General features: G+C 72.4%; 23 protein-coding genes and 2 pseudogenes. 18 read left to right on the forward strand and 7 right to left on the reverse strand.

Translation table 11 applies throughout. From position 1 onward, the window contains the following. Positions 1-3: 3 nt before the first annotated feature. From BUE43_RS34710 to BUE43_RS35965, 3 genes and pseudogenes are all read left to right on the forward strand, one after another. On the forward strand, positions 4-1,197 hold the full coding sequence (locus tag BUE43_RS34710; protein ID WP_073483230.1) for a cysteine protease StiP family protein: 1,194 nt from the start codon (positions 4-6) through the stop codon (positions 1,195-1,197). Then, complete coding sequence (locus BUE43_RS14300; RefSeq protein ID WP_073483231.1) at positions 1,194-2,018, forward strand: HAD family hydrolase; 825 nt, start codon at positions 1,194-1,196, stop codon at positions 2,016-2,018. Before BUE43_RS34710 ends, BUE43_RS14300 begins: the two co-directional genes overlap by 4 nt. A gap of 22 nt (positions 2,019-2,040) precedes the next feature. Continuing rightward, positions 2,041-2,622, forward strand: a pseudogene (locus BUE43_RS35965) (cadmium resistance transporter); the annotation flags it as partial. Positions 2,623-2,741: 119 nt separating this feature from the next. Here BUE43_RS35965 and BUE43_RS35130 read toward each other — a convergent pair. Next, complete coding sequence (locus BUE43_RS35130) at positions 2,742-3,476, reverse strand: hypothetical protein (RefSeq protein ID WP_234995723.1); 735 nt, start codon at positions 3,474-3,476, stop codon at positions 2,742-2,744. Next, the gene (locus tag BUE43_RS14310) at positions 3,395-3,865 is read right to left on the reverse strand and encodes an MFS transporter (RefSeq protein WP_073483235.1); all 471 of its coding nucleotides are present in this window, start codon (positions 3,863-3,865) and stop codon (positions 3,395-3,397) included. Before BUE43_RS14310 ends, BUE43_RS35130 begins: the two co-directional genes overlap by 82 nt. Positions 3,866-4,156: 291 nt before the next feature. Here BUE43_RS14310 and BUE43_RS14315 point away from each other — a divergent pair, with 291 nt between their 5' ends. Continuing rightward, positions 4,157-4,570 (forward strand): four-helix bundle copper-binding protein, encoded by a 414-nt coding sequence (locus BUE43_RS14315; protein ID WP_073483860.1) that lies wholly within the window; start codon positions 4,157-4,159, stop codon positions 4,568-4,570. Between the two features lie 254 nt (positions 4,571-4,824). Further along, on the forward strand, positions 4,825-5,292 hold the full coding sequence (locus BUE43_RS14320; RefSeq protein ID WP_073483236.1) for a hypothetical protein: 468 nt from the start codon (positions 4,825-4,827) through the stop codon (positions 5,290-5,292). 2 nt (positions 5,293-5,294) lie between these two features. On the opposite strand, the pseudogene BUE43_RS14325 reads toward BUE43_RS14320, so the two are convergent. Together BUE43_RS14325 and BUE43_RS14330 are read right to left on the reverse strand one after the other, a co-directional pair. Beyond that, positions 5,295-6,466, reverse strand: a pseudogene (locus BUE43_RS14325) (GDSL-type esterase/lipase family protein). Between the two features lie 53 nt (positions 6,467-6,519). Then, positions 6,520-7,011, reverse strand: a complete 492-nt coding sequence (locus BUE43_RS14330) for an FBP domain-containing protein (RefSeq protein WP_073483238.1) — start codon at positions 7,009-7,011, stop codon at positions 6,520-6,522. A gap of 84 nt (positions 7,012-7,095) precedes the next feature. On the opposite strand from BUE43_RS14330, the gene BUE43_RS14335 reads away from it, so the two are divergent. From BUE43_RS14335 to BUE43_RS14350, 4 genes are all read left to right on the forward strand, one after another. Further along, on the forward strand, positions 7,096-7,668 hold the full coding sequence (locus BUE43_RS14335; RefSeq protein ID WP_073483240.1) for a TetR/AcrR family transcriptional regulator: 573 nt from the start codon (positions 7,096-7,098) through the stop codon (positions 7,666-7,668). Between the two features lie 115 nt (positions 7,669-7,783). Beyond that, entirely contained in the window at positions 7,784-8,599 is an 816-nt protein-coding gene (locus BUE43_RS14340; RefSeq protein ID WP_073483242.1) for an alpha/beta fold hydrolase, read from the forward strand. Between the two features lie 131 nt (positions 8,600-8,730). After that, entirely contained in the window at positions 8,731-9,828 is a 1,098-nt protein-coding gene (locus BUE43_RS14345; RefSeq protein ID WP_073483244.1) for a toll/interleukin-1 receptor domain-containing protein, read from the forward strand. Positions 9,829-9,836: 8 nt separating this feature from the next. Beyond that, entirely contained in the window at positions 9,837-10,523 is a 687-nt protein-coding gene (locus BUE43_RS14350; protein ID WP_234995724.1) for a class I SAM-dependent methyltransferase, read from the forward strand. 41 nt (positions 10,524-10,564) lie between these two features. Here the strand turns inward: BUE43_RS14350 and BUE43_RS14355 are convergent, their stop codons facing one another. Further along, positions 10,565-11,416, reverse strand: a complete 852-nt coding sequence (locus tag BUE43_RS14355) for a helix-turn-helix transcriptional regulator (RefSeq protein WP_073483246.1) — start codon at positions 11,414-11,416, stop codon at positions 10,565-10,567. Positions 11,417-11,517: 101 nt separating this feature from the next. On the opposite strand from BUE43_RS14355, the gene BUE43_RS14360 reads away from it, so the two are divergent. From BUE43_RS14360 to BUE43_RS14370, 3 genes are all read left to right on the forward strand, one after another. Further along, positions 11,518-12,420, forward strand: coding sequence for an MBL fold metallo-hydrolase (locus BUE43_RS14360; RefSeq protein WP_073483247.1), 903 nt, complete (start codon positions 11,518-11,520; stop codon positions 12,418-12,420). 22 nt (positions 12,421-12,442) lie between these two features. Continuing rightward, positions 12,443-13,891 carry a carboxylesterase/lipase family protein gene (locus BUE43_RS14365; protein WP_200797509.1) on the forward strand — a complete coding sequence of 483 codons (1,449 nt, stop codon included), beginning with the start codon at positions 12,443-12,445 and terminating at the stop codon, positions 13,889-13,891. A 231-nt stretch (positions 13,892-14,122) separates the two neighbouring features. Next, positions 14,123-14,554 (forward strand): DUF6010 family protein, encoded by a 432-nt coding sequence (locus BUE43_RS14370; RefSeq protein WP_073483251.1) that lies wholly within the window; start codon positions 14,123-14,125, stop codon positions 14,552-14,554. A gap of 92 nt (positions 14,555-14,646) precedes the next feature. Here BUE43_RS14370 and BUE43_RS14375 read toward each other — a convergent pair whose 3' ends face one another. Further along, entirely contained in the window at positions 14,647-15,228 is a 582-nt protein-coding gene (locus tag BUE43_RS14375; protein ID WP_073483253.1) for a TetR/AcrR family transcriptional regulator, read from the reverse strand. Between the two features lie 125 nt (positions 15,229-15,353). Between BUE43_RS14375 and BUE43_RS14380 the strand changes: the two genes are divergently transcribed. Next, entirely contained in the window at positions 15,354-16,511 is a 1,158-nt protein-coding gene (locus BUE43_RS14380) for an FAD-dependent oxidoreductase (protein WP_073483254.1), read from the forward strand. Positions 16,512-16,604: 93 nt separating this feature from the next. Here BUE43_RS14380 and BUE43_RS14385 read toward each other — a convergent pair whose 3' ends face one another. Next, positions 16,605-16,973, reverse strand: coding sequence for a hypothetical protein (locus BUE43_RS14385; RefSeq protein WP_073483864.1), 369 nt, complete (start codon positions 16,971-16,973; stop codon positions 16,605-16,607). 336 nt (positions 16,974-17,309) lie between these two features. Here BUE43_RS14385 and BUE43_RS14390 point away from each other — a divergent pair, with 336 nt between their 5' ends. The 5 genes from BUE43_RS14390 to BUE43_RS33475 all read left to right on the forward strand — a co-directional run bounded on the left by BUE43_RS14390 (position 17,310) and on the right by BUE43_RS33475 (position 21,385). After that, positions 17,310-17,642, forward strand: coding sequence for a hypothetical protein (locus tag BUE43_RS14390; protein WP_073483256.1), 333 nt, complete (start codon positions 17,310-17,312; stop codon positions 17,640-17,642). Positions 17,643-17,911: 269 nt separating this feature from the next. Next, positions 17,912-18,631, forward strand: coding sequence for a WbqC family protein (locus BUE43_RS14395; RefSeq protein WP_073483257.1), 720 nt, complete (start codon positions 17,912-17,914; stop codon positions 18,629-18,631). Further along, complete coding sequence (locus tag BUE43_RS14400) at positions 18,628-19,482, forward strand: TauD/TfdA family dioxygenase (RefSeq protein WP_073483259.1); 855 nt, start codon at positions 18,628-18,630, stop codon at positions 19,480-19,482. The genes BUE43_RS14395 and BUE43_RS14400 overlap by 4 nt, the downstream gene beginning before the upstream one ends. A 194-nt stretch (positions 19,483-19,676) precedes the next feature. Then, positions 19,677-20,591, forward strand: coding sequence for an NADP-dependent oxidoreductase (locus tag BUE43_RS14405; RefSeq protein ID WP_073483261.1), 915 nt, complete (start codon positions 19,677-19,679; stop codon positions 20,589-20,591). 677 nt (positions 20,592-21,268) lie between these two features. After that, on the forward strand, positions 21,269-21,385 hold the full coding sequence (locus tag BUE43_RS33475; RefSeq protein ID WP_143174164.1) for a lasso RiPP family leader peptide-containing protein: 117 nt from the start codon (positions 21,269-21,271) through the stop codon (positions 21,383-21,385). The last annotated feature ends 69 nt before the right edge of the window (positions 21,386-21,454 follow it).

Consider the following 21,454-nt stretch of genomic DNA (forward strand, 5'->3'; position numbering starts at 1 on the left):
CGCATGAGGCTGCCAACCCCGTTGCACGGCCCGGCGTTCTCGACCTACCGGGCGGAGGAGGTCACCTGGCTGCTCACTGATCTGTCCACTGTGGACCTGGAGTTGGGGTTGGCCGACCGCGAGCGGCGCGTCCGGTCCGGAACCCACTACGCGGAGATGCTGCCGGTGGAGTACCAACCCGGTTTGGCTTATGTGGCGCTGTTCCACCAGATGCTCGCCCGCACCGCCCCGGCCGTGGCCCGGGCCGTCGCCGTGGTCACGGAGTCGGTCCTCGCCGCCAGGGGACGGCGCGTGGTCCTGGTCTCCCTCGCCCGCGCGGGCACACCGGTCGGAATCCTCATGCGGCGCTGGGCCGCGCACGCCCACGGTCTCGCCCTGCCCCACTACACGATCTCCATCGTGCGGGACCGGGGCATCGACCCGGTCGCCCTGCGCTACCTGGCCGCGCACCACGATCCCTCGACGGTCGTGTTCGTCGACGGCTGGACCGGCAAGGGCGCCATCGCCCGCGAGCTGAACCTGGCGCTGGACCGGGCATCGGACGTGCGGTTCGCGTCGGACCTGGCGGTCCTCGCCGACCCCGCGCACTGCGGGCGGTGGTGCGGCACCCGCGAGGATCTGCTGGTCCCGTCGGCGATGCTCAACGCGACGGTCACCGGCCTGGTCTCGCGCACCGTCCTGCGCGCCGACCTCGTGGGGCCGAACACCTTCCACGGCGCGAAGTTCTACGCCCACCTCACCGCCGCCGACGTCTCCGCGCGCTTCCTGGACACCGTCACCGCCGCGTTCCCCGCGCTCACGCCACCGTTCCGCCCCGAACCGGCGGCCTCCACGTCGGCCGGCCCCGTGGGCTGGGCCACCGCGCGACGCGTCGCCAGGTCCTGCGGGATCGCGGATCTGAACCTGGTCAAACCCGGCCTCGGCGAGACCACCCGCGTCCTGTTGCGCCGGGTTCCCTGGAAGGTGTTCGTGCGTTCCCTGCGCGATCCCGAGGTGGCCCACATCCTCCTGCTCGCCCGGCAACGCGGTGTCGACGTCGTCGAGGTGCCCGGTCTGCTGCCGTACCGGAGCGTCGGCGTGGTCCGTCCCCGGTTCGCCCAGGGTGACGCCCCCAGTGACGCCCAGGGTGGCGCCCAGAGTCCTCACGGCTCCGGCAGTTTCGAGAGTCCCGCGCCGCGGCGGGAGGGACGCCGATGACCAGCCCGCGCATCCTGGTCGCCGCCGACCTCGACCGCACCCTGATCTACACCACCCGCCACTGTGGACTTTCCGCGCACGGGGCGCCGGAGATCGTGTGCGTGGAGCACCGGAACGGGGCTCCCCTGTCGTACCTGACCCGCACGGCCGCCGATCTGCTGGCCGAACTCGCCGCCACCGCGGTCCTCGTGCCCGCCACCACCCGAACCGCCGACCAGTACGCCCGGGTTCGGTTGCCCGGACGCCCTTCTCGGTTCGCCGTCTGCGCCAACGGCGGAACGCTCCTGGTCGACGGGATCGTCGACCGGGGATGGCGGACCAGTGTGCGCGCCCGACTTCTCGACTCCGTTCCGTTGTCGGTGGTGCGGGCCCATCTGGACCAGGTGCTCGCCCCGGCCTGGGTGCGATCGCGACGATGCGTCGAGGGCCTCTTCACCTACGTCGTCCTCACCGATCGCGAGGCGCTGCCGGCGGGTTGGCTGTCCGACCTCGACCACTGGGCGACCGCGCGCGGGTGGCGCGTCTCGGTCCTGGACCACAAGATCCACCTCGTTCCGGCGCGGCTGACGAAGTCCGCCGCCGTCGCCGAGGTCGCCCGGCGCGCGGGAACGACCACCCTCCTGGCGGCCGGCGACTCCCTCCTGGACGCGGAGCTCCTGGAGAGCGCGGACGCCGCGATCCGGCCGGCGCACGGGGAACTGGCGGCGCGGGGCTGGCGGCGGCCGCACGTCGCCGTCACCCGGACCCGGGGCGTCCTCGCGGGGGAGGAGATCCTGCGGTGGCTGACAACGTCCCAGAATCGCGTACTTTCCGTGACTTAGTGACTACCCTACGTTCCGAACTATGGGTGGAACGCTGGACACCATCGGGGAAGCGGTCGGTCTCTACGTCGGCACCAACCTGGACAACCTCATCCTGCTGTCGGTGCTCTTCGCTACCTCCGCCCGGTCCGGCCGACCACCGCCCTGGAAGATCATCCTGGGGCAGGTCCTCGGCTTCCTCGTCGTGGTCGCCGCCAGCGGGGTGATCGCGGCCGGCCTCCTCGTCGTCCCCGACCACTGGGAGGGCCTGCTGGGGCTGGTCCCCCTCGCCCTCGGCGGCCACAAGCTCTGCCAACTCCGCCGGCGCGCGGACTCCACGCCGGAGCCGGACGTCGCGACCACCTGGCGGGTTCTGGTCGTGACCCTCGCCAACGGCAGCGACAGCATCGGCGCCTACACCGCCGCCTTCCGCCTGCACACCCTCTCCCGCAGCCCGGTCCTCGTCGCGTTGTTCACGCTCCTGCTCGCCCTGTGGTGCTGGCTCTCGCTCGTGCTGGGACGGCACGGGCGGGTCGTCAGCGCGCTGGACAGGGCCGGCCCCTGGCTCGTTCCCGTGGTCTACCTGGGAATCGGGTCGGCCATCCTGTTCGGCTCCGGTGTGCTGACCCGCCTGTTCTCGTCCTCCCCAGGAATCGTCCACAGTGGACTGTTGTTGTGCGTCGGCCGCGATTCCCGAGCTGTGCGACCACAAATCGGCTCCGACCGCCGGGGAGTACTCGTGGGTCAGCGTTGGACGAGGAGTGGTCGGATTCCGCCCATCAGGGCGATTCCGAGCAGGGCCGCGAGGATCTGGGACAGGGCGACCCCGTCGGCGACCCATCCGGCGCCGTGTGTGGTGAACCAGCCGGCGACGGCGGCGCCCGCGGCGGCCCCGGTCAGTCGCAGGCCGGCGGCCAGGGCGAAGACCTGGATGTGCGCGTCGGCGGGGGACTGCCGTTCCCGGTTGGTCAGCAGCGCGATGAGGAGCGGTCCGTAGGACAGGCCGGAGACGACGAACAGCGCCGAGCCGGTGAGCGCTCCGGTGGTGGCGGGCAGGAGGAGCAGCGGAATCCCGACCCCGGCGAGGAGGACGACGACCCGGAGTTCCGGGAGGTGGTCGGCCACCGGGTAGCGGGCGTAGGCCAGTGATCCCACCAGCGCGCCGACCGCGAAGAGGGCGACCAGCATCCCGGCCAGGGAGGCCGAGCCGTAGTTCTGGGCGAGCAGCGCGGCGGCGACGGGCAGCGCGCCGATGCCGGCCTCGCCCAGGGTGGTGGCCAGGGTGATCGCGCGGAGGGTGTGGTTTGTCCACAGCGCGGAGACACCGCGGGTCATGCCCGAGCGGATCGCGGCCAGGAGTGGTTGGCCGTCGTGCGGGCGGGGCTGGATGGGCAGGGTCAGCGAGAGGAGGCCGGCGGCCAGGCCGCACGCGCCGAGGGCGAGGGTGGCGGTCTGGGCGCCGGCGAGGCCGCCGAGCACTCCGGTGAGGGCGGGTCCGCCGATCTGGCGCCGATCTGGCTGAGGTTGTAGGTCATGGAGTCGAGGCTGTAGGCGCGGGTGCGTGCGGTGTCGGGGACGAGTTCGCGGAGCAGGCCGGTGAGGCCGCCGGTGATCATGGGGCCGGCGCGGCCGCCGAGGGCGGCGAGGGCGAGCAGGACCGGTGGGGGCAGGGTTCCGGTGCCCAGGCCGAGGACGAGCAGCGCCACGCCGTAGGCGGCGAGTGTGGTCGCGTAGAAGAGTCGGCGGTGGCGCACCCGGTCGGCGAGCGCGCCGACGACGGGTGCCGCCACGACGTGCGGCACGAGCAACGCGGCGACGAGGGTGCCGCCGAGCACGGCGCTGTCGGCGCGTTCGATGGCCAGCAGCACGAGTGCGACGCGTGCTCCTTCGTCGGCCTGTCTGGCGAGCACGACGGTCGGGACGTAGCGGGTCAGGACACGTGTTCCGCGCGTGGCGTCTCCAATCCGGTCATCCCTGTCGATCTTCCTCCGATCTGGATGTCCCGGCGCGGCCGTCCTCCGGCCTCGCCACCCCTCGGCGCTCGCCAGCTCTCCCGCGCGTGCCGACCGCATCAAGCGGGTAGCCGGGCCCGGAGGCAGCCCGTGCTCACCTGTGGCGCGGGGCCACGGGGCGGGGTGCCGTCGAGGGTGGTGGCCGCGATGACACAGGTCGCGGAGATGCTCCGAAGCTATCCGGCGGATCTGGGCCGGGTCGACCGCGAGGCGCTGACCCGCTGCATCGAGGAGTGCTACTCCTGCGCGCAGACGTGTACCGCCTGCGCTGACGCGTGCATGTCGGAGGCCGACGAGATGCTTCCGATGCTGCGCAAGTGCATTCGCTCGTGCGAGGACTGCGCGGACGTCTGCGACACCACCGGCCGCATCCTGTCCCGCCACACCGGCTATGACGCCAACATCACGCGGGCGGTGTTGGCGGCGTGCGCGACCGTGTGCCGCTCCTGCGGTGACGAGTGCGAACGCCACGCCGACCGGCACAGCCACTGCCGCGTGTGCGCCCAGGCCTGCCGCCGGTGCGAGCAGGCGTGCCGGGAGCTGGTGACCTCCCTGGGCTGAACCGCCCGCCGCGGCGGATGTCGAGCGGGAACGTCGATGGGTGGGGGTGAGGGTCCGAGCCGACGGAGAGAACCCGAACTGGTCGCTTTGCGATTTCAGTGCGAACTGAAATCGCCTCCATTTCCCCGAGTGTCACCAGAAGCGACATACCGCCGGGTAGAGGCATGCGTCCGATGGCGTCGATTGCGCTGAACGGGTGAAGCTGCGACTAGAGTGTCCGCCCGGGTGGAGGTCCGGTTCGGGAGGTGCGGGGGATGGCGGTCCACACGGCGCAGGCGTCAGAGGCTGCGGCCAAGGCCTGGTGGGAGCGCCTTCCCGCCGAGTCCCCGTTGGCGCCCGCCGACTACCGCGGCCGGGCCGCGCTGATCGTGTGCAGCGACGCCCTCGCGGAGGCCGTGGCCGCGTTGCTCGACGAGCGCGGCGTCCGCGCCGTGGTGGACCAGGTGCGCGTCGACCCGGTCGTCCCTTCGGGCGAGGTCATGGCCCTGGCCGCGTCCTGGTCGGGGCAGGACGTGGTCGTCCCGGTGCTGCCGGGGCAGCCCGCCCTGCGGCTGTACCCGCGCCCGGCGCCGCGAACGCCCATCGAGGCGGAGGCGGTCGCGACGATCACCGTGAGCGGGAAGGCGGTGGGCAAGGGCGGGTGGGTCGCGGCCAGCGCGCTCGCCGACGCGCTCCACGCGCTTCTCTCCGACTCACCCGCCGGCTCGCCCGCCGACGCCTGAGTTCAGGCGCGGGCCGAGGGGAGGGCGAACGGGCCGTCCGCGCCGAAGGCCCACTCGGCGAAGCGTTCGCCGATGCGCCGGTGGCCGGCGGCGTCGGGGTGGAGCTGGTCGGGCAGGGGCAGCTCGGCGAAGTCCGCTTCGCCGTAGAGGGCACGGCCGTCGAGGTAGTGCAGGTTCGGGTCCTCGGTCGCCCGGCGCGCGACGATGCGGGAGAGCTCGTCCGGATGACGTTGAGCGTCAGCCGTCCGCCGGCGCGGTCGGCCGGGTCGCCCAGCGCCCGGTAACTCGGCCGCGGGCCGTCCAGGACCAGCGCGCCGGGGCCCGGGGTGTCCTCGAAGATCGGGCAGAGGACGGGGGAGACCACCAGCAGCGGCGTGGTGGGGTGTCCCTCGCGGAGGGTGTCGAGGAAGCCGTGGACCGCGGGGGAGAAGGCGCGCAGCCGCATGAGGTCGCTGCCGACCAGGTTGATGCCGATCTTGAGGCTGATCAGGTCGGCGGGGGTGTCGCGCATGGCGCGGGCGGTGAACGGGTCGAGCAGGGCGTTGCCGCCCAGTCCCAGGTTGGTCAGCTCCACGCCGCCCCGGGCCGCGGCCAGCGCGGGCCAGGTCGTGCTGGGGCTGTCGGCGTTGGAGCCGTGGCTGATCGAGCTGCCGTGGTGCAGCCACGTCCGGCGGCCGTGGTCCGGTGCGGCCTCGACGGGGGCGTTGGTCCGCAGGGCGACCAGTTCGGTGGTCTCCCGGTGCGGTAGCCAGATCTCGACGTCCTTGGGGCCGGCGGGCAGGTCGGGGAACCGGGCGGTGCCGACGGGGCCGGGCTGGGTGACCGACGTCCCGGTGGCCAGGTCGAGGGTTCGGACGTTTCCTCCGTCCACAGTGGACTGTCGGGTGAGGCGGCCGTCGACGAGCAGGTCGAACACGCCGTGGGGGAGGGGCGGCGCGCCCCGGTAGACCATCCTGGTGGGCAGCGCGTCGAGCTCGACGGCGGTGGCCCGGGTGCGGAAGACGAGCCGCACGCCGGAGGGCTGCGTCTCGACCATGGCCAGGTAGTCGTCGGGGAACTGGGCGCGGGCCCGGGCGGGCAGCCGGTGGGGCAGCACGCCGCGCGCGGTGCGCTCCACGTCGAGGGCGCCGCGCAGCAGGTGGGGCTCGATGCGGGCGGTGATCCAGTCGGTCATGGTGGCTTCTTCGTCGCGGAGGTGGGGGCGGCGCGCGCTGGTGGGCGCCGGCCTCACCCGGTGATCTTGTGGAGGAACGCGGCCACGTTGGCCGTGGTCCGCTCGACCTGTTGCTCCAGGGTGAGCGACTCGCGCAGGCGTCCGCCGATCTCGACCTGCCTCCTGCCGCGGAGGTAGAGCGAGCAGGCCAGGTCGGTGCAGACGTAGACGCCGACCGAGTTGCCCTGCTGGCCGTCGCGTCCGGCCTTGCGGGCGGTCATCAGCGAGACGCCGTCTCCGGGGTGGGTGGTCAGGCACAGCGAGCACATGCCGCGCCGGGTGCGTCCGGCGTGGGTGGCCAGGCGGAGCGCCACGCCGACGAGTCGTTCGCCGGACTCGGTGACGAGGTACGCCCGTTCGGGGGAGGCGGGGTCGCGCCAGCCGAGGAAGTCCAGGTCGTCCCACGGTCGGGTGGCGAGATCCCGGGGCACGGCCAGCCGTCGCGCCTCGCCCTTGGTGCAGTTGACGAAGGAGTCGCGGATGTCGCGCTCGGTCACGGGTCTCATAGGGAACACCTTACGCACCCTAGATGAGTGCTGCTCTGTATTAAGCATTACCCTAGGAGCCCTAGGTAGAGGGAAGGGGTGCCTGTGGCACGTGCTGGAGTGACCGCGGAGCGGCTGACCCGGGCGGCGGCGGAGCTGGCCGACGAGGTCGGCTTCGCCAACCTGACCGTCTCGGCGCTGGCCCGTCGGTTCGGCGTCAAGGACGCGAGCCTGTACTCCCACGTCAGGAACCTGCGGGAGCTGAAGGAGCGGGTAGCGGTGCTGGCGCTGGCGGAGGTCGCCGACCGGGCCGCCTCCGCGCTGGCCGGCCGGGCGGGCAAGGACGCCCTGGTGGCCTTCGCCAACGCCTACCGGGACTACGCGCGGGAGCACCCGGGGCGCTACGCGGCGATGCAGTTCCCGCTTGATCCGGAGACGGCGGAGGCCAGCGCGGCGCGTCGTCACTCCGAGCTGACGCGGGCGATCCTGCGCGGCTACCAGCTTCCGGAGCCCGACCAGACGGACGCGGTGCGGCTGCTGCACAGCGCCTTCTACGGGTACGTGAGCCTGGAGGCGATGGGTGGGTTCGGGCACCACCCCCGCGAGTCGGACGTCTCGTGGTCCCGGTCCCTGGACGCCCTCGACGTCGTGCTGCGCAACTGGCCCGGCGCGGGGTGATCGTGGCGGGCTCCTCCGGAGGGTGTGTGTCCTCGGTCATCGGTGGGGTCGGTTGTGGGGGTGATCCACTCTCCGATATACATGCACGCATTGCGATGTAACTATGAGAGGGCACATGCGAACCATCGAGCAGCGCGCGGCGGAGTTCGAGCGGATCTACCGGAGCGGGGAGCACGACGGGTGGCGGTACTACACCGCTGGCCAGGGCGACGTTGTGCTCCTCCTGCCCGGCGGCGCGGGTATCGGCATCAGCTGGGTGGATCTCGCCCTCGCGCTGGCGCCCACCCACCGGACGATCACCGTCGACTACCCGCCCACCCCCGCCACGCTGGCCGACCTCGCCGACGGCGTGCTGGGCGTCCTGGACGCCGAGGGGATCGACAGGGCGCACGTGGTGGGGCAGTCGGCGGGCGGCATGCTCGCCGAGGTGCTCACCCAGCGGGCGCCCGACCGGGTCGCCTCGCTCGTGTTCAGCGGCACCGGGCTCTACGGCCCCGAGGACGTCGACCGGCTGGCGGGCAAGCTCGCCGGCGTGCGGGCCACCCCGTGGGAGCAGACCCTCGACGCCGCGCGGTCGGCGCTGCGCGCCGCCTGGCGGGACTCCGCCGACGCCGACTTCTGGATCGGCCAGGTCGAGGCCGCCTACCACCGGGCCGGACCCGAGGGCCTGGCGAACTCCTGCGCCATGCTGCTGGACCTCGCCCAGCACTCCCACGAGCTGCGCCCCGGCTGGGAGGGGCCCGCGCTCCTGCTCGCCGCGGCCGACGACCCGCTGATCACCCCGACCCACCGTCAGCGCCTGCTCGACCTCCACCCCGGCTGCGAGCTCCGCGTCTTCCCCGACGGCGGGCACTCCCTGCTGCTCACCCGCCCGTCCGACTACCTGGCCGAGGTCACCCGCCACCTCGCGGAGGTGACGACGTCGGCCTGACCTCCGCCCCGGTCGTCGCGGCCTTGGCGGTGGATCGCGACGACCGGGACCGGACTTCGTCCCGATGTGCCGCTGGCCAGGTCGCGCCCCGTTGACGAGGATGCTCCCATCCGAGATTCGGGGAAGGGCGCATGGACACCGCGACACCGGACGGCCGCACCAGAGTGTTCCTGTCCTACTCGCGCAAGGACTCCGACTTCGTCCACTGGCTCGCGGCCGAGCTCACCGGGCGCGGCTGCGTGGCGGACTTCGACCAGTCCACAGCGGACCCGTCCAATGTGGACACCGGTATCTCCGCCGAGGACGCGTGGTGGGCGCGCCTGGAGGAGATGATCACCCTCGCGGACGTCGTCGTCTTCGTCGTCTCACCCGACTCCGCCCGGTCCCCGATCTGTGACGAGGAGATCGCCTTCGCCCAGAACCTGGGCAAGCGGATCATCCCCGTGCTGTGCCGGCCGATCGACTTCGCCACGGCGCCACCACGGCTGTCCGCGCTGAACATCAAGATCTCGTTCGTCGACAGCGACAACACGGCGGACCACCTGGCCCGGCTGCACTCCGCCATCCAGCTCGACGTCACCTGGCTGCGCACCGGAGCGCGCCTGCTGTCCGCCGCCCGCCGCTGGGACGCCTCCGGCCGTCTCGACGACGGGTTGCCGCGGGGGAGCGAGCAGAGCGACGCCGAGGACTGGGCCGCCCGCCGACCGACCTCGGCCCCGGAGCACTCCGACCTGGTGCTGGACTTCCTCGCCGCCGGCCGCTCCGCCGAGGCCCGCCGCCGGACCATCGGCGAGATCGAGAAGGCCCGCTACCTCGAACTGGTCGGCCTCATGCGGGTCTTCCTCGAAGAGGAGCTCAAGGTGCGCGAGTCGATCCCCCTGTCCGACCACTACGGCGTCGCGCTGGAGCAACAGACCGAGATCGCGTTGCTGCGCGGCCTCCTGCACCTGGAGAACACGTGGCACCCGGAGCCGGCGGTCCACGTGGAGTCCACCGGGGCCGTCCAGGGGTACTCCCTGGTCTTCCAGTTCCCGTGCTGCGGCCGCACCGTCCGGGACTTCCACACCGGCAGGGACGACTCCCCGTCCCAGTTCCGACCCGGCGGCTGCACCCCGGTGCCCGACGAGATCCAGTACGAGTACCAGGCCCCCGTCAACCCCTTCCACTCCGCTCTCATCGCCCGCTACCGCGAGGCGACCCGCCAGAACCCGGGATGCTCGTGGCGATAGAATCGATCATGGCTCGGTTGTTGGACAACGAGGCGTTGGAACGTTCGTCCGTGGTCGCGAACTGCGCCATGAACCGGGAGCGCCGGCTGTCCGGGTCGAACGGGTACGGACGTGAGCTCGGCATCGACGTGGCCGAGCTGATCCGGGGCCGGTTGTCCCAGGGGGCCGAGAGTTTCGCGTGGCTCGACCTGTGTTGCGGCACCGGCACGGCACTGCTGGAGTGCGCCGAGCTGGTGGACGACCCGAGGCTGCGGATCACCGGCGTCGACCTCGTGGACTTCTTCGCGGGACCGCCGCACCCCGCGGTGGACTTCGTGACGGCGTCGGTGACCTCGTGGACTCCGCCCCGCTCCTACGACCTGGTGACCTGCGTGCACGGCCTGCACTACGTGGGCGACAAACTCGACGCCCTGGCCCGGGCGGCGTCCTGGCTCACCGCTGACGGTCTTCTGGTGGCCAACCTGGATCTCGCCTCGGTCGTCTCGGAGCAGGGCGACTCCGGGCGGCGGAGGCTGACCAAAGCGTTGCGCACGGCCGGATTCGACTACGACGCGCGTCGGCGTCGGATCAGGTGCGAGGGACGCCAGCAGGTTCGGCTGCCGTTCCGGTACCTCGGCGCGGACGACCAGGCCGGCCCCAACTACACCGGCCAACCGGCGGTGAACTCCTACTACTCCGACACCGCCTCCGCCTGACCCCGCCCGGCCCGGGTTCGCCGTCGCGATCGTCGGGGGTGTCAGTCGGTGGCCGTGAACCGGCCCAGGAGCGTGAGGGTGTCCTCGGAGCTGGAGCCCTCCTCGGTGGTGACCACGAGCACGGACTGCTCGGGCGAGTGGGGAGGCAGGAGGGCCTGCTGGGTGACGGTGAGCTCACCGACCAGGGGATGGCGCAGCCGGTAGGTCGCCCCCGCGCAGGGGTTGACCCGGTGGTCGCGCCACATCGCCACGAACTCGGGGCACTTCACCGAGAGCTCGCCGACCAGCGAGGCCAGGAGCGCGTCCTCGGGGTGCCGGCCCGCGACCAGCCGCAGGTTCGCCACCACCCCGCGCGCCTTGCGCTCCCAGTCCACGTAGAGCTCGCGACAGTGCGGGTCGAGGAACAACATCCGCGCGATGTTGGGCCGGTCGGCGGGGCGCTCGGGCGCCGTGCGGTCCAGGTGCCCGGCCAGCAGGGCGTGGCCCAGCGCGTTCCAGGCCAGCACGTCGGTGCGGCGGCCCAGGACCAGCGCGGGCACGGTCCCCAACGACCGCACCAGACCACGGGTCAGCGCGTTGACGCGCTCCACCGGCGGGCGCCGCAGCGGGCGGGGACGCTGCGACGCGAGGTCCCGCAGGTGCGCGCGCTCGTGGCCGTCCAGCCGCAGGGCGCCGGCGAGCGCGTCGAGCACGGCGTCGGAGGCGTTGACCGACTGCCCCTGTTCCAGCCGCGTGTAGTAGGAGACGCTGACGCCGGCCAGGTGCGCCAGCTCCTCGCGGCGCAGACCGGTCACGCGCCGCCGACCGGGCAGCGCGGCCAGGCCGACGTCCTCGGGGCGCAGGCGCGCCCGCCGCGCCCGCAGGAACTCGCCGAGCTGTCCGGAAACCGTCACGACCTCACTATGCCGCAGCGCCGGGCCGCCAGCCTGACCCCGCCAGTGGTAGGCACGACCGAGGCTGGTTGCCGGCGCCGACGCGCCCGCAGGCTGGGGCCATGCAGGAAATCGTGCTGGGTGACGTCGCCGTCACCCGCGTCGTCGAGTACCACGGACCTGTCGGGATGTCGCCCCAGACCTTCTTCCCCGACTCGCCGGAGAAAGCCTGGCGGGACAACGAGTCCTGGCTGGCCCCGGACTTCCTCGACCCCACCGCGAACGGATGCGTCTCGGCGCTGCAGACCTGGGTGCTGCGCAGCCAGGGGAAGACGATCCTGGTGGACACCGGGGCCGGCAACCACAAGGAGCGGTCGGAAACGCCGCGCTGGCACCACCTGAACACCGACTTCCTCGACAACCTCGCGCGAGCCGGGGTCCGACCCGAGGACGTCGACCTGGTGGTCAACACACATCTGCACGTCGACCACGTCGGCTGGAACACCCGGCTCGACGGCGACACCTGGGTGCCCACCTTCCCCAACGCCACCTACCTGATCCCCCGAGCCGACTTCGACTTCTGGAACCCGGCGAACGGCCACAAGCCGGGCAAGGTCGACGGCTGGCGGAACGTCTTCGAGGACAGCGTGGCACCGGTGCACGAGGCCGGTCAGACGTTGTTGTGGGACAACAGCCACGCGATCGACGCGAACCTCCGGCTCGACCTCGCGCCCGGGCACACGCCGGGATCCTCGGTGCTGACACTGGAATCGGGCGGCGACAGGGCGCTGTTCGTCGGCGACGTGCTGCACAACCCGGTGCAGATCGTCGCCCCCGACACGAACAGCTGCTTCTGCGAGGACCCCGCCGAGGCCAGGGCCACCCGCCGCCGGCTGCTCGGCCGCGCGAGCGACACCAACGCCCTCGTGCTGCCGGCGCACCTCGCCGGCCACGGCGCCGCGGAGGTCGTGCGCAAGGGCGACGCGTTCGCCATCAGGGCGTGGGCCGCCTTCTCCCGGATCTGAAGACGAGAACAGGACAACCCAAGTGTCTGACTCCACTGTGGCCACCACCGTGACCACCACCGAGGGCGACGTGCGCGGCAGCGTCGTCGGCAACGCGCGTCGCTTCCTGGCCATCCCCTACGCCGCGGCGCCACAGGGCCCCGGTCGGTTCGCCGCGCCGAAGCCCCACGCCCCATGGGCGGGTGTCCGCGACGCCACGCGGCCCGGGCCGAGCGCGCCCCAGGCGACCCGGGACGGCTTCGGAGCGCTCGACATGGCACCGTTCTTCGGCCCCGGGTGGGTTCGCGGTGACGACTACCTCACGGTCAACGTCTGGGCGCCCCGGGACGCCGGGGACTGCCCGGTGATGGTGTTCGTGCACGGCGGCGGTTTCGTGTCCGGCTCGAACCTGTCCCCGCTGTACGACGGCGACGCCTTCGCCCGGGACGGCGTGGTCCTGGTGACGCTGAACTACCGACTCGGCGTCGCCGGGTTCCTCGACCTGCCCGGGGCGCCGCGCAACCGCGGAGTGCTCGACGTCATCGCCGCGCTGGGGTGGGTCCGCCGCAACATCGCGGCCTTCGGCGGTGATCCCGACAACGTCACGCTGTTCGGCCAGTCCGCGGGCGCCACGGTCGTCGGCGCGATCCTCGCCACGCCCGAGGCGAGGGGGCTGTTCCACCGCGCGATCACGCAGAGCGGCAACGGTTTCGGCGCGATCCTCCCCGACGAGGCCGCCCGCGTGACCAGGGCGGCCGCGACCGCGCTCGGCGTCGCACCGACCGCGGCCGGCTTCGCCGCCGTTCCCGATGACCGGCTCGTCCGGCTCGTGCCCGAACTCGGCGGGCTGGACCCGCGCGCGGAACGGTCCGCCCCGGCGATCCGGCTCACCCCGTGCGGTCCCGTGCTGGACCAACAACCCGCCGAGAGCCCCCTCGCCGACGTCGACCTGCTCGTCGGGACCAACGCCGAGGAGGGCAACCTCTACCTGGCGCCGCAGGGAAACCTGACGACCTCGACCGCCGAGGACGTGCGGGAGACCGCGGCGCGCGCACACCCCGATCCGGACCGGCTCGTCGCGGCGTACCGGGCCCAGCGGCCCGGGGCCGGCCACGGCGAACTGCGCTCGGCGATCCTCGGGGACGCGGTGTTCGGCGTCGGCTCCCGCCGACTGGCCGAGGCGCACGGCGCCGCCCACGTCTACGAGTTCACGTGGCGATCGTCCGCTGTGGACGGTCAGCTCGGCGCCGCGCACGCGGTGGAGCTGCCCTTCGTGTTCGACTGCCTCGACCTCCCGGCGCTGCGCGGCCCACACGCTCTGCTGGGCCCGGCCGAGCCGCCCGCGTCCCTGGCCCGGGAGATGCACACGGCATGGGTTTCCTTCGCCCGCAGCGGAAACCCGGGCTGGCCGCGGTTCCGCGAAGGCCGGCGCGTCCGTCGGTTCGACACCGTCTCCACGACCACGCAGGCCCGCGACCTCACGGCGTGGTAGCCGTTCGCCGTTGACGATCGCGGTGGCGCCGCGGACCTGGTTCGGGTCCGCGGCGCCACCGTCGGGTCCGCAGCGCCACCGTCGACGGCGCTGTTGGGTCGACGGCGTTGTTGGCGAGAATCCGTTGGTGTTTGTCGCTCCAGCCACTCCTGCGGGGGAGAGCCGGCGAATAGCGTCGGCGACGCGAATTCCCGCACCCTCCACTTGAGACAGAGATGGCAGAGGCCGACCATGACCGTCATCGCCCCAGTGCTGATCGGCGTTGTGTACGTACTGCTCAGTTCCCTCATCCGCGAGCCCTACCGGCTCAAGGTCAACGCCGTCATGGTCGCCGGCGCCGGCGCCGCCTACCTCAGCGGCGGAGGACTCGGCGGGTGGGAGTTCGCCTTCACCATCGTCGCCACCTACTGCGCCTACCGCGGTCTGCAGTCGTGGACGTTCGTCGGAATCGCCTGGCTCCTGCACACAGCCTGGGACGCGGTGCACCACCTGTACGGCAACCCGATCGTCCCCTTCGCCGAGCACTCCTCGCTGGGCTGCGCGATCTGCGACCCCGTCATCGCCATCTGGTGCTTCGCCGGCGGCCCCTCCCTCATCGACCTGCTCCGAACCCGGTTCTCCCGCCGCACGCCCCCCACCAAGGACCTTGCCCCACCGCGCTGACGCCCAGCGTTGCCGGTTGAGTTCCTGACCGACGAGCAGGCGTCGGCCGTGTTCGGTTCCTTAGCGGGTTCACCCGCGCCGAGCTGGAGCGGTCAGGTGTTGGGGTGCAGGGCTGACCAGCCGCGATCGAGCAGGGTGAAGAGCGCGTCCCCGGCTCGGCGCGGGTCGGGGTGCCCGCGGGTGAGGTTGCGGATCTCCAGGGCGAAGCGGGCCAGGGCGGCGCAGGTGAGGTCGTCCTCCGGGGCGCCGATCTCCTCGGCGATCACCCGGGCCAGGGCGGCCTCGTGCCGCATCCACATCCGGTGGGCGTAGTCGCGCAGAGCTGGTGTGTTCTCGACGAGCTCGACGAAGGTGGCCATCTCCGGGTCGCGGGGTCGACCCCCTGCCGGCAGGACGTGCTGGCGCAGGGCGTCGAGGATCGTCTGCCCGGCGGGGCGGTCGCGCACCGCCGCGACGAGCGCGGCCTCGATGTCGTCCTCCTGGTCGAAGACCAGGGCTTCCTTGCTGGGGAAGTGCTTGAACAGGGTGGTCACCGACACGTCGGCGGCGTCGGCGACGTCCTTGACGCCGACCTGGTCGTAGCCGCGTTCGAGGAAGAGCCGGAGGGCCGCGTCGGCCAGGGCTTGGCGGGTCTGGGCCTTCTTGCGCTCGCGGCGTCCGAGGGGTTCGGTCACCCCGCCACGGTACCGCAGGGGTGTAGTCAGTTCAAAAGTTGAGTCATTGCACGTTCTTAGTGACTGTGCTTTTCTAGGGTGGCGTCGCGCCTCGCGGCGCCCCACCCACTCCCGGAGGCACCACCGTGAACAACTCCGCCCGTGCACCCCGCGTCGCCGTGGTCGGCGGCGGTCTCGGCGGTCTGGTCTGCGCGCGTGTCCTGCAGAACCACGGCCGCTCCGTCACCGTCTTCGAGCGCGAGGCCTCGCCCGGGGACCGACCGCAGGGCGGCGCCCTCGACCTGCACGCCGACACCGGGCAGGTCGCCCTGCGCGCGGCCGGCCTGCTCGACCGGTTCCGCGCCCTCGCCCGCCCCGAGGGGCAGGAGCAGCGGGTGGTCGACCCCGTCACCGCCGCCCTGGTCGGCCACCAGCGGCCGGCCGAGGGCGAGGAGGTCCGGCCGGAGATCGACCGGGGCCAGCTCCGCGGACTGCTGCTGGATTCCCTCGACGCCGGCACGGTGCGGTGGGGACGCGCGGTCAGCGGGGTCGACCTGCTGGACGACGGCACGCGCCGGCTGCGGTTCGCCGACGGGACCACCGAGGACGTCGACCTGGTCGTGGGCGCCGACGGCGCCTGGTCCCGCGTCCGGCCCGCCGTCTCCGCCGCCGAGCCCTGCTACACCGGCGTGACCTTCGTCGAGTTCGGTTTCGACGACTGCGACACCCGCCACGCCGACCTCGCCGCGCTGGTCGGCGACGGCACGATGATGGCGAAGACCGGCGGCAAGGGGATCGCCGCGCAGCGCAACAGCAACGGCCACATCCGCGGCTACGCGATGGTGCGGGTGCCGGAGGACTGGCACCGGGCCGCCGGTCTGAGCCTGGCGGACACCCCGGCGGTGCGGAGGTATCTCCTGGCCACGTACGAGGGTTGGGCCGAGCCGCTGCTGGACTTCTTCCGCCGCAACGACGGCGGGTTCGTCAACCGGCCGCTGTTCGTGCTGCCCGCGCCGCACGCGTGGGACCACGTTCCCGGGGTCACGCTGCTGGGCGATGCCGCGCATCTGATGCCGCCGCTGGGCGTGGGGGCCAACCTCGCCCTGCTCGACGGCGTCGACCTGGCCACCGCCCTCGTGACCGAACCCGACGTCGACGCCGCCGTCCGCGCCTACGAGAGCGTCATGGCCCCGCGCTCGGCCGAGATCGCGCGGGCGTGCCTGGAGGGGCTGGACCACTTCCTGCCGGAGGACGAGGCGCCCGAGACGGTCCCCTCGTTCCGTGAGTTCCTGGCTTCCCGGTGAGGCTGGCCTGAAGGGCGCTTCGGCGGGTTCGGCGGTGGGCGGTGGGTCGCGCCGCAACGGCGTGACCCACCGCGTCGGATCTGGTGGAAGTGGTTACCACCAACCGCTGCAGCGGCCGGCCAGCCGGTCGCACAACCGGAAGAGCACCTTCTTGCGTTTGTAGTAGCTGCCGGAGAAATCGGAGCTGGTGATGTGCCCGTCCTCGGAGCGCTGCAGATAGGTCTTCGTCGGCAGAGTCGAGGGGCCGTTCCCCCACCACCTGCCGTCGTAGGCGTCGCCGTTGCGGACCCAGCTCTTGCACAGGGGCAGCTTGCCGCCCGCCGGCCCCGTCAACGTCGTGCACGCCTGTGCGGGCAGTGCCAACGCGGGGTCCTGGGCGGCCGAGGCGGGCGCGGCCAGCACGAGGGTCGCTCCCGTGACCACGGCGGCGGCCACGGCGACGCGCTTGATCATCCTGAGCATGAGGACCTTCCTCGACTCGGTGCCGGAAGAGGACCTGACGGTGTCGCTGGAGAACACGATCAGGTGTCGGGGCGTCGCCGACGGGTTCGTCTCGCCGACACCTGAGCCACCTCTGGGGCGGCGACCCGAGCCAGTCCGCACGCCACACCCCAGGATGCCGACGTCGCGAGGTGGAACGTCGCACCTCGGAAAGGTTGTCGACAGATCGAGACGGAAGCGGTGGCCCGGGGATCTGGTGGGCACGGTGTGCGTCCTGGGGTGGTGATCCCCGTTCGCCGGGGAGGACCACCCGTTCTGGTCAGGAGATCGGCATCGTGGCCTGCGACGATCGGTGGGGTGAACGTGGTCCCGCTACCGCTGCCCGGTGTGCCGTCGCCGAAGCGCGGGTCGTCGACGCCGACCGGTGTGCCGGGGGAGAGCTGGCAGGCGGACCAGTTCCGGGAGCGGTCGGGGCTGCGGATCCACGACCAGCGCGTGGTGCACGCGATCACCTGGGTTCTGGACTCGCGCGGGGTGGAGATCCCGGTGCCGGCCTGCCACGTCGGGGCCTTCGGCGTGTGGGAGTGGTGGCGGGTCTACACCTCCACCAACGACCCGGTGAGCTGCCGGCTGCCGGGGTGTCGGCCGTCCCGGAGCGCTTCCGACGGCGTCCAGTTGTGCTTGTTCTGACCGGCTGACGGGGTCGTGATCCCCTGGCGGTGTGCCACCCGTCCAGGTGGCGGGTGCGGGCGGGGGTGGCTGGTCCCGGCGGTGGCCGCGCAGACTCGTTCGGGGGGCGAACCGGGCTGGGTGTCGGCTCGGTGGGAACCGGGGGGTTCGATGCGGCCCTGCGTGACGCGGTCCTGCGTGGTGTGGCCCTGCGTGAGGCGGGTGACGGCCACACCGCCGTGCGGGCGGTCCGCCGTCGCCCCAGGGGGCGTGACCGGCGGGGGACCGCGATGACGGTGGTCGCGCCGCACCAGCCGGCCTACCTGCCGTGGCTGGGGTATCTGGCCCGCGCGGTGGAGGCCGACGTGTTCCTGCTGCTGGACCACGTCCAGTTCTGCGAACGCGGGTGGCAGAACCGCAACCGGCTGCTGATCGGGGGCCGGCCGCGGTACCTGACCGTCCCCGTCCACCGCGCCGGCCGGTTTCCCCAGGCCCTCAACGAGGTGCGGGTGGTGGACGCGGAGGGCTGGCGGCGTCGGCACCTGCGCACGTTGGACGCGGCGCTGGGCAGGGGGCGGCACTGGGAGCAGGTCCGCGACGAGCTGGTCCGGCCGATGTTGGCGCTGGAGTCGGACCTGCTGGTGGACATCACGCAGGTGTTCTTCGAGAACTGCCTGCGGGCGTTGGGGATCTCGTGCCGGGTGGTGCGCAGTTCCGCGCTGGAGCTGGGCGGTACGCGCGCGGCGGGGATGCTCGTCGCCGCGGCCCGGCAGCTCGGGGCCGCGCGGGTGGTGGTGGGAGAGGGGTCGCGGCGGTACCTGGGGGAGCTGCCGGCCGTGGTGGACGGGGTGGCGATCGCGGTGAGCCGGTTCCGGCACCCGACCTACCCGCAGCGGGAGTCGAGCCGGTTCGTCGACGCGCTGTCCTGTGTGGACCTTCTGGCCCGGGTGGGCGTCGGGGAGGCGTCGCGAATGCTGTCGGAGTCGGTCTCCGGGGAGCCGTCGCCGTGAAACCGTTGCTGTGGTTGGACTTCGACGACGACGAGGTGGACGCGCTCCTGGCGGTGGGGCCGGTCTCCGGGGCGGACGGGCACGGGGAACTCGGCGCGTTGCGGGAGCGGGTGTGCCGGGCTGTGCCGCGGCTGTCCCGTTTCGCCGGGTGCGGGGGGTGGGCGGCGCGGCGGCTCACCGTGATCCGGATGCCGGCGGAGCGTGCTGACGAGCACCTGGAGCGGTGCGCCGACGTGGTGTTCCGCCTGGGGGCCCACGCGCACCCGGTCGTGGACGGGTGGCCGTTCTGGCACCGGATTCCGGTGGACCCGGACCGGCCGGCCAACCGGTACGGCGGCGTGGGCTACAACGACATCCACCTGGACATGGTGAACTGCACGCTCCCGCCGCGGGTCATCGCGTTCCTGTGCCTGGAGCCCGATCCCGGCGGGGGCGGCGAATCGCTTTTCGTGGACGTCGAGGACGTGTTGGCCGAGTTGTCCGCCGGCGCGTCGGGACGTGACCTGTCCGGTTTGTCCTACGCGGAGGGGCGTTTTTCCGGCTACAGCGCGGTGGGGGAGGCGATGGCGCGGATTCCCCTGTTGTCGGACGCGGAGCCGAGACTGCGTTTCACCGGAAAGGCCGACCGGGGGCAGTTCTCCGCCGCCGAGCGGGAGTCCTTCGCGTTCGTGGAGTCGACGGTGAACGCGTGCGCGGACGCGGTGCTGCTCCAGCGCGGGCAACTCGCGGTCTTCTCGAATCTGACGGTTCTGCACGGGCGGCGTGCTCTGGGCACCCGGTCGGAGCACTCCGTGGGGACTCGTCGCGTGCTCCAGGCATATGGCATCCAATGCCAGAAGCAATCTTCCTGACCCCGTTTCCGGCCCGCGGGCGGGGATCACGTATCGCGGCGGCACGGTTGCCTTCGATCGCCGTTCGGCATTGAGGACACGTCCTGCCCCCCTTTTGTCAACGTGACGATGGGCATTCCGCCGTCGGGGAATCAGCGAATGCCGGAGCGGGTTCGTACGGTGTGCGATGATCAAGTAAGCACGAGGGAGCGACCATGCGAGCCATTCGGGCGCACCAGCGCGACGCGGGGCTGGACGGGCTGGTCCTGGAGGACGCGCCGTACCCGCACGCCGGCGAGAACGACGTGATCGTCCGGGTGCGGGCGGCCAGCTTCACCCCCGGCGAGCTGGACTGGCCGGGCACCTGGACCGACCGGGCGGGCCGCGACCGCACGCCGACGATCCCCGGGCACGAGGTGTCCGGCGAGGTCGCGGAGCTGGGGCTGGGCACCACGGGCCTGACCGTCGGCCAGCGGGTGTTCGGCCTGACCGACTGGACCCGGGACGGCACGCTCGCCGAGTACGTGGCGGTGGAGGCCCGCAACCTGGCGCCGCTGCCCGCCTCGATCGACCACGTCACCGCGGCGGCGCTGCCCATGGGCGGTCTCACCGCGTGGCAGGCGTTGTTCGACCACGGGCGGCTGGAGCCCGGGCAGAGCGTGCTGGTCCACGGGGCGGGCGGCGGCGTCGGCGGGGTGGCCGTCCAGCTCGCCACGCAGGCCGGAGCCCGGGTGATCGCCACCGGCCGGGAGCGGGACCGGGCGACGGCGCTGGAGTTGGGCGCCGAGGTGTTCGTGGACCTGGAGAAGGAGCGGTTCGAGGACGCCGGCCAGGTCGACGTGGTGTTCGACGTGATCGGCGGCGAGATCCTGGAGCGGTCGGCGGCGGCGGTCCGGTCCGGCGGCACGCTGGTGACCATCGCCGCGCCGCCCTCGGTGCGGCCCGACAACGGGCGGGCGGTCTTCTTCGTCGTGGAGCCCAACCGGCAGCAGCTCGTCGAGCTCGCCCGCCGCGTGGCCGACGGCCGGCTGCGCCCGTCGGTGGGCGCGGTCCGGCCGTTGGCCGAGGCCCGCGAGGCGTTCGTCACCAAGGCCGGCACGGTGGGCAAGACCGTCATCCAGGTCGCCTGACCGCCGCTGTGAGGGCAGCCGCCCGGCCGCCGCCAGCCACCTGTCGAGGTCGCTGGCTGCGGCCGGGCGTTTCCCGGTCGGGCCTGTTCGCGACGGGCCCCGAGCGGTCCTCTGCGCCATCTGGACCAACGCGCGGTCAGCACGGGACCGCCGCGCGGCGGCCGGCGACTTGCCGCCGGGCAACTCCGATGGAGTAGGCGGACGCGCCCGGCGAAGGGCCGTGTGCGGAAGGGCGAGGGGCGCTGAGGTCTGGGCCGAGTGGGGCCGGCCCGGGTGGCCTGCCTGGACGAACACCGGGTTCGTAGCTTCGCGGGTCCGACTCGCGGTAGGGTCAGCCGTCTTCGGTCCGCCGGGGTGTCGGCTGTTCGGCCGCGTCCGCCCGGCGGATTTTCTCCTGACGCGTCGGGGCGTCCTGATTCGTGCTTCGGACTTATATCTCCGAACCATATACTTCCGGTATCTTTCAGTTTAACCAAGTTCGCTGAATCGCTTTTGGGTTGTCAACCGCCATTGTGATTCGCGCTGTTGTCCCACTTCTTTCGGCCAAGAAGTGCAAAAATGTGGCAACGGGTGGTTCCGCGGTCGGCGGGCCGTTAGCGTTGCTTCCGCACGGTCATCGTGCGGCCCTGTGCACAGGCGCCTTTCGGTTCCTCTCCGACGGGAAAGGAGGTGCGCACATGTACTCGAAGCCCACCCTGCTGAAGCTCGGTTCGTTCGAGCGGCTGACGATGCACAGCCGGCCGGCCAAGAAGGACAAGGACGGCCGCCGTCGTCCCCGGCACATCCTGCTCTGACGAGCGTGATGTGCGGTGTGGTGGTGCGGGGCTCCCTCCGCCCCGCACCACCCCCACCCCGCCCGTGCC

Origin of the sequence: Streptoalloteichus hindustanus (assembly GCF_900129375.1) — a bacterium.
Classification (GTDB): domain Bacteria; phylum Actinomycetota; class Actinomycetes; order Mycobacteriales; family Pseudonocardiaceae; genus Streptoalloteichus; species Streptoalloteichus hindustanus.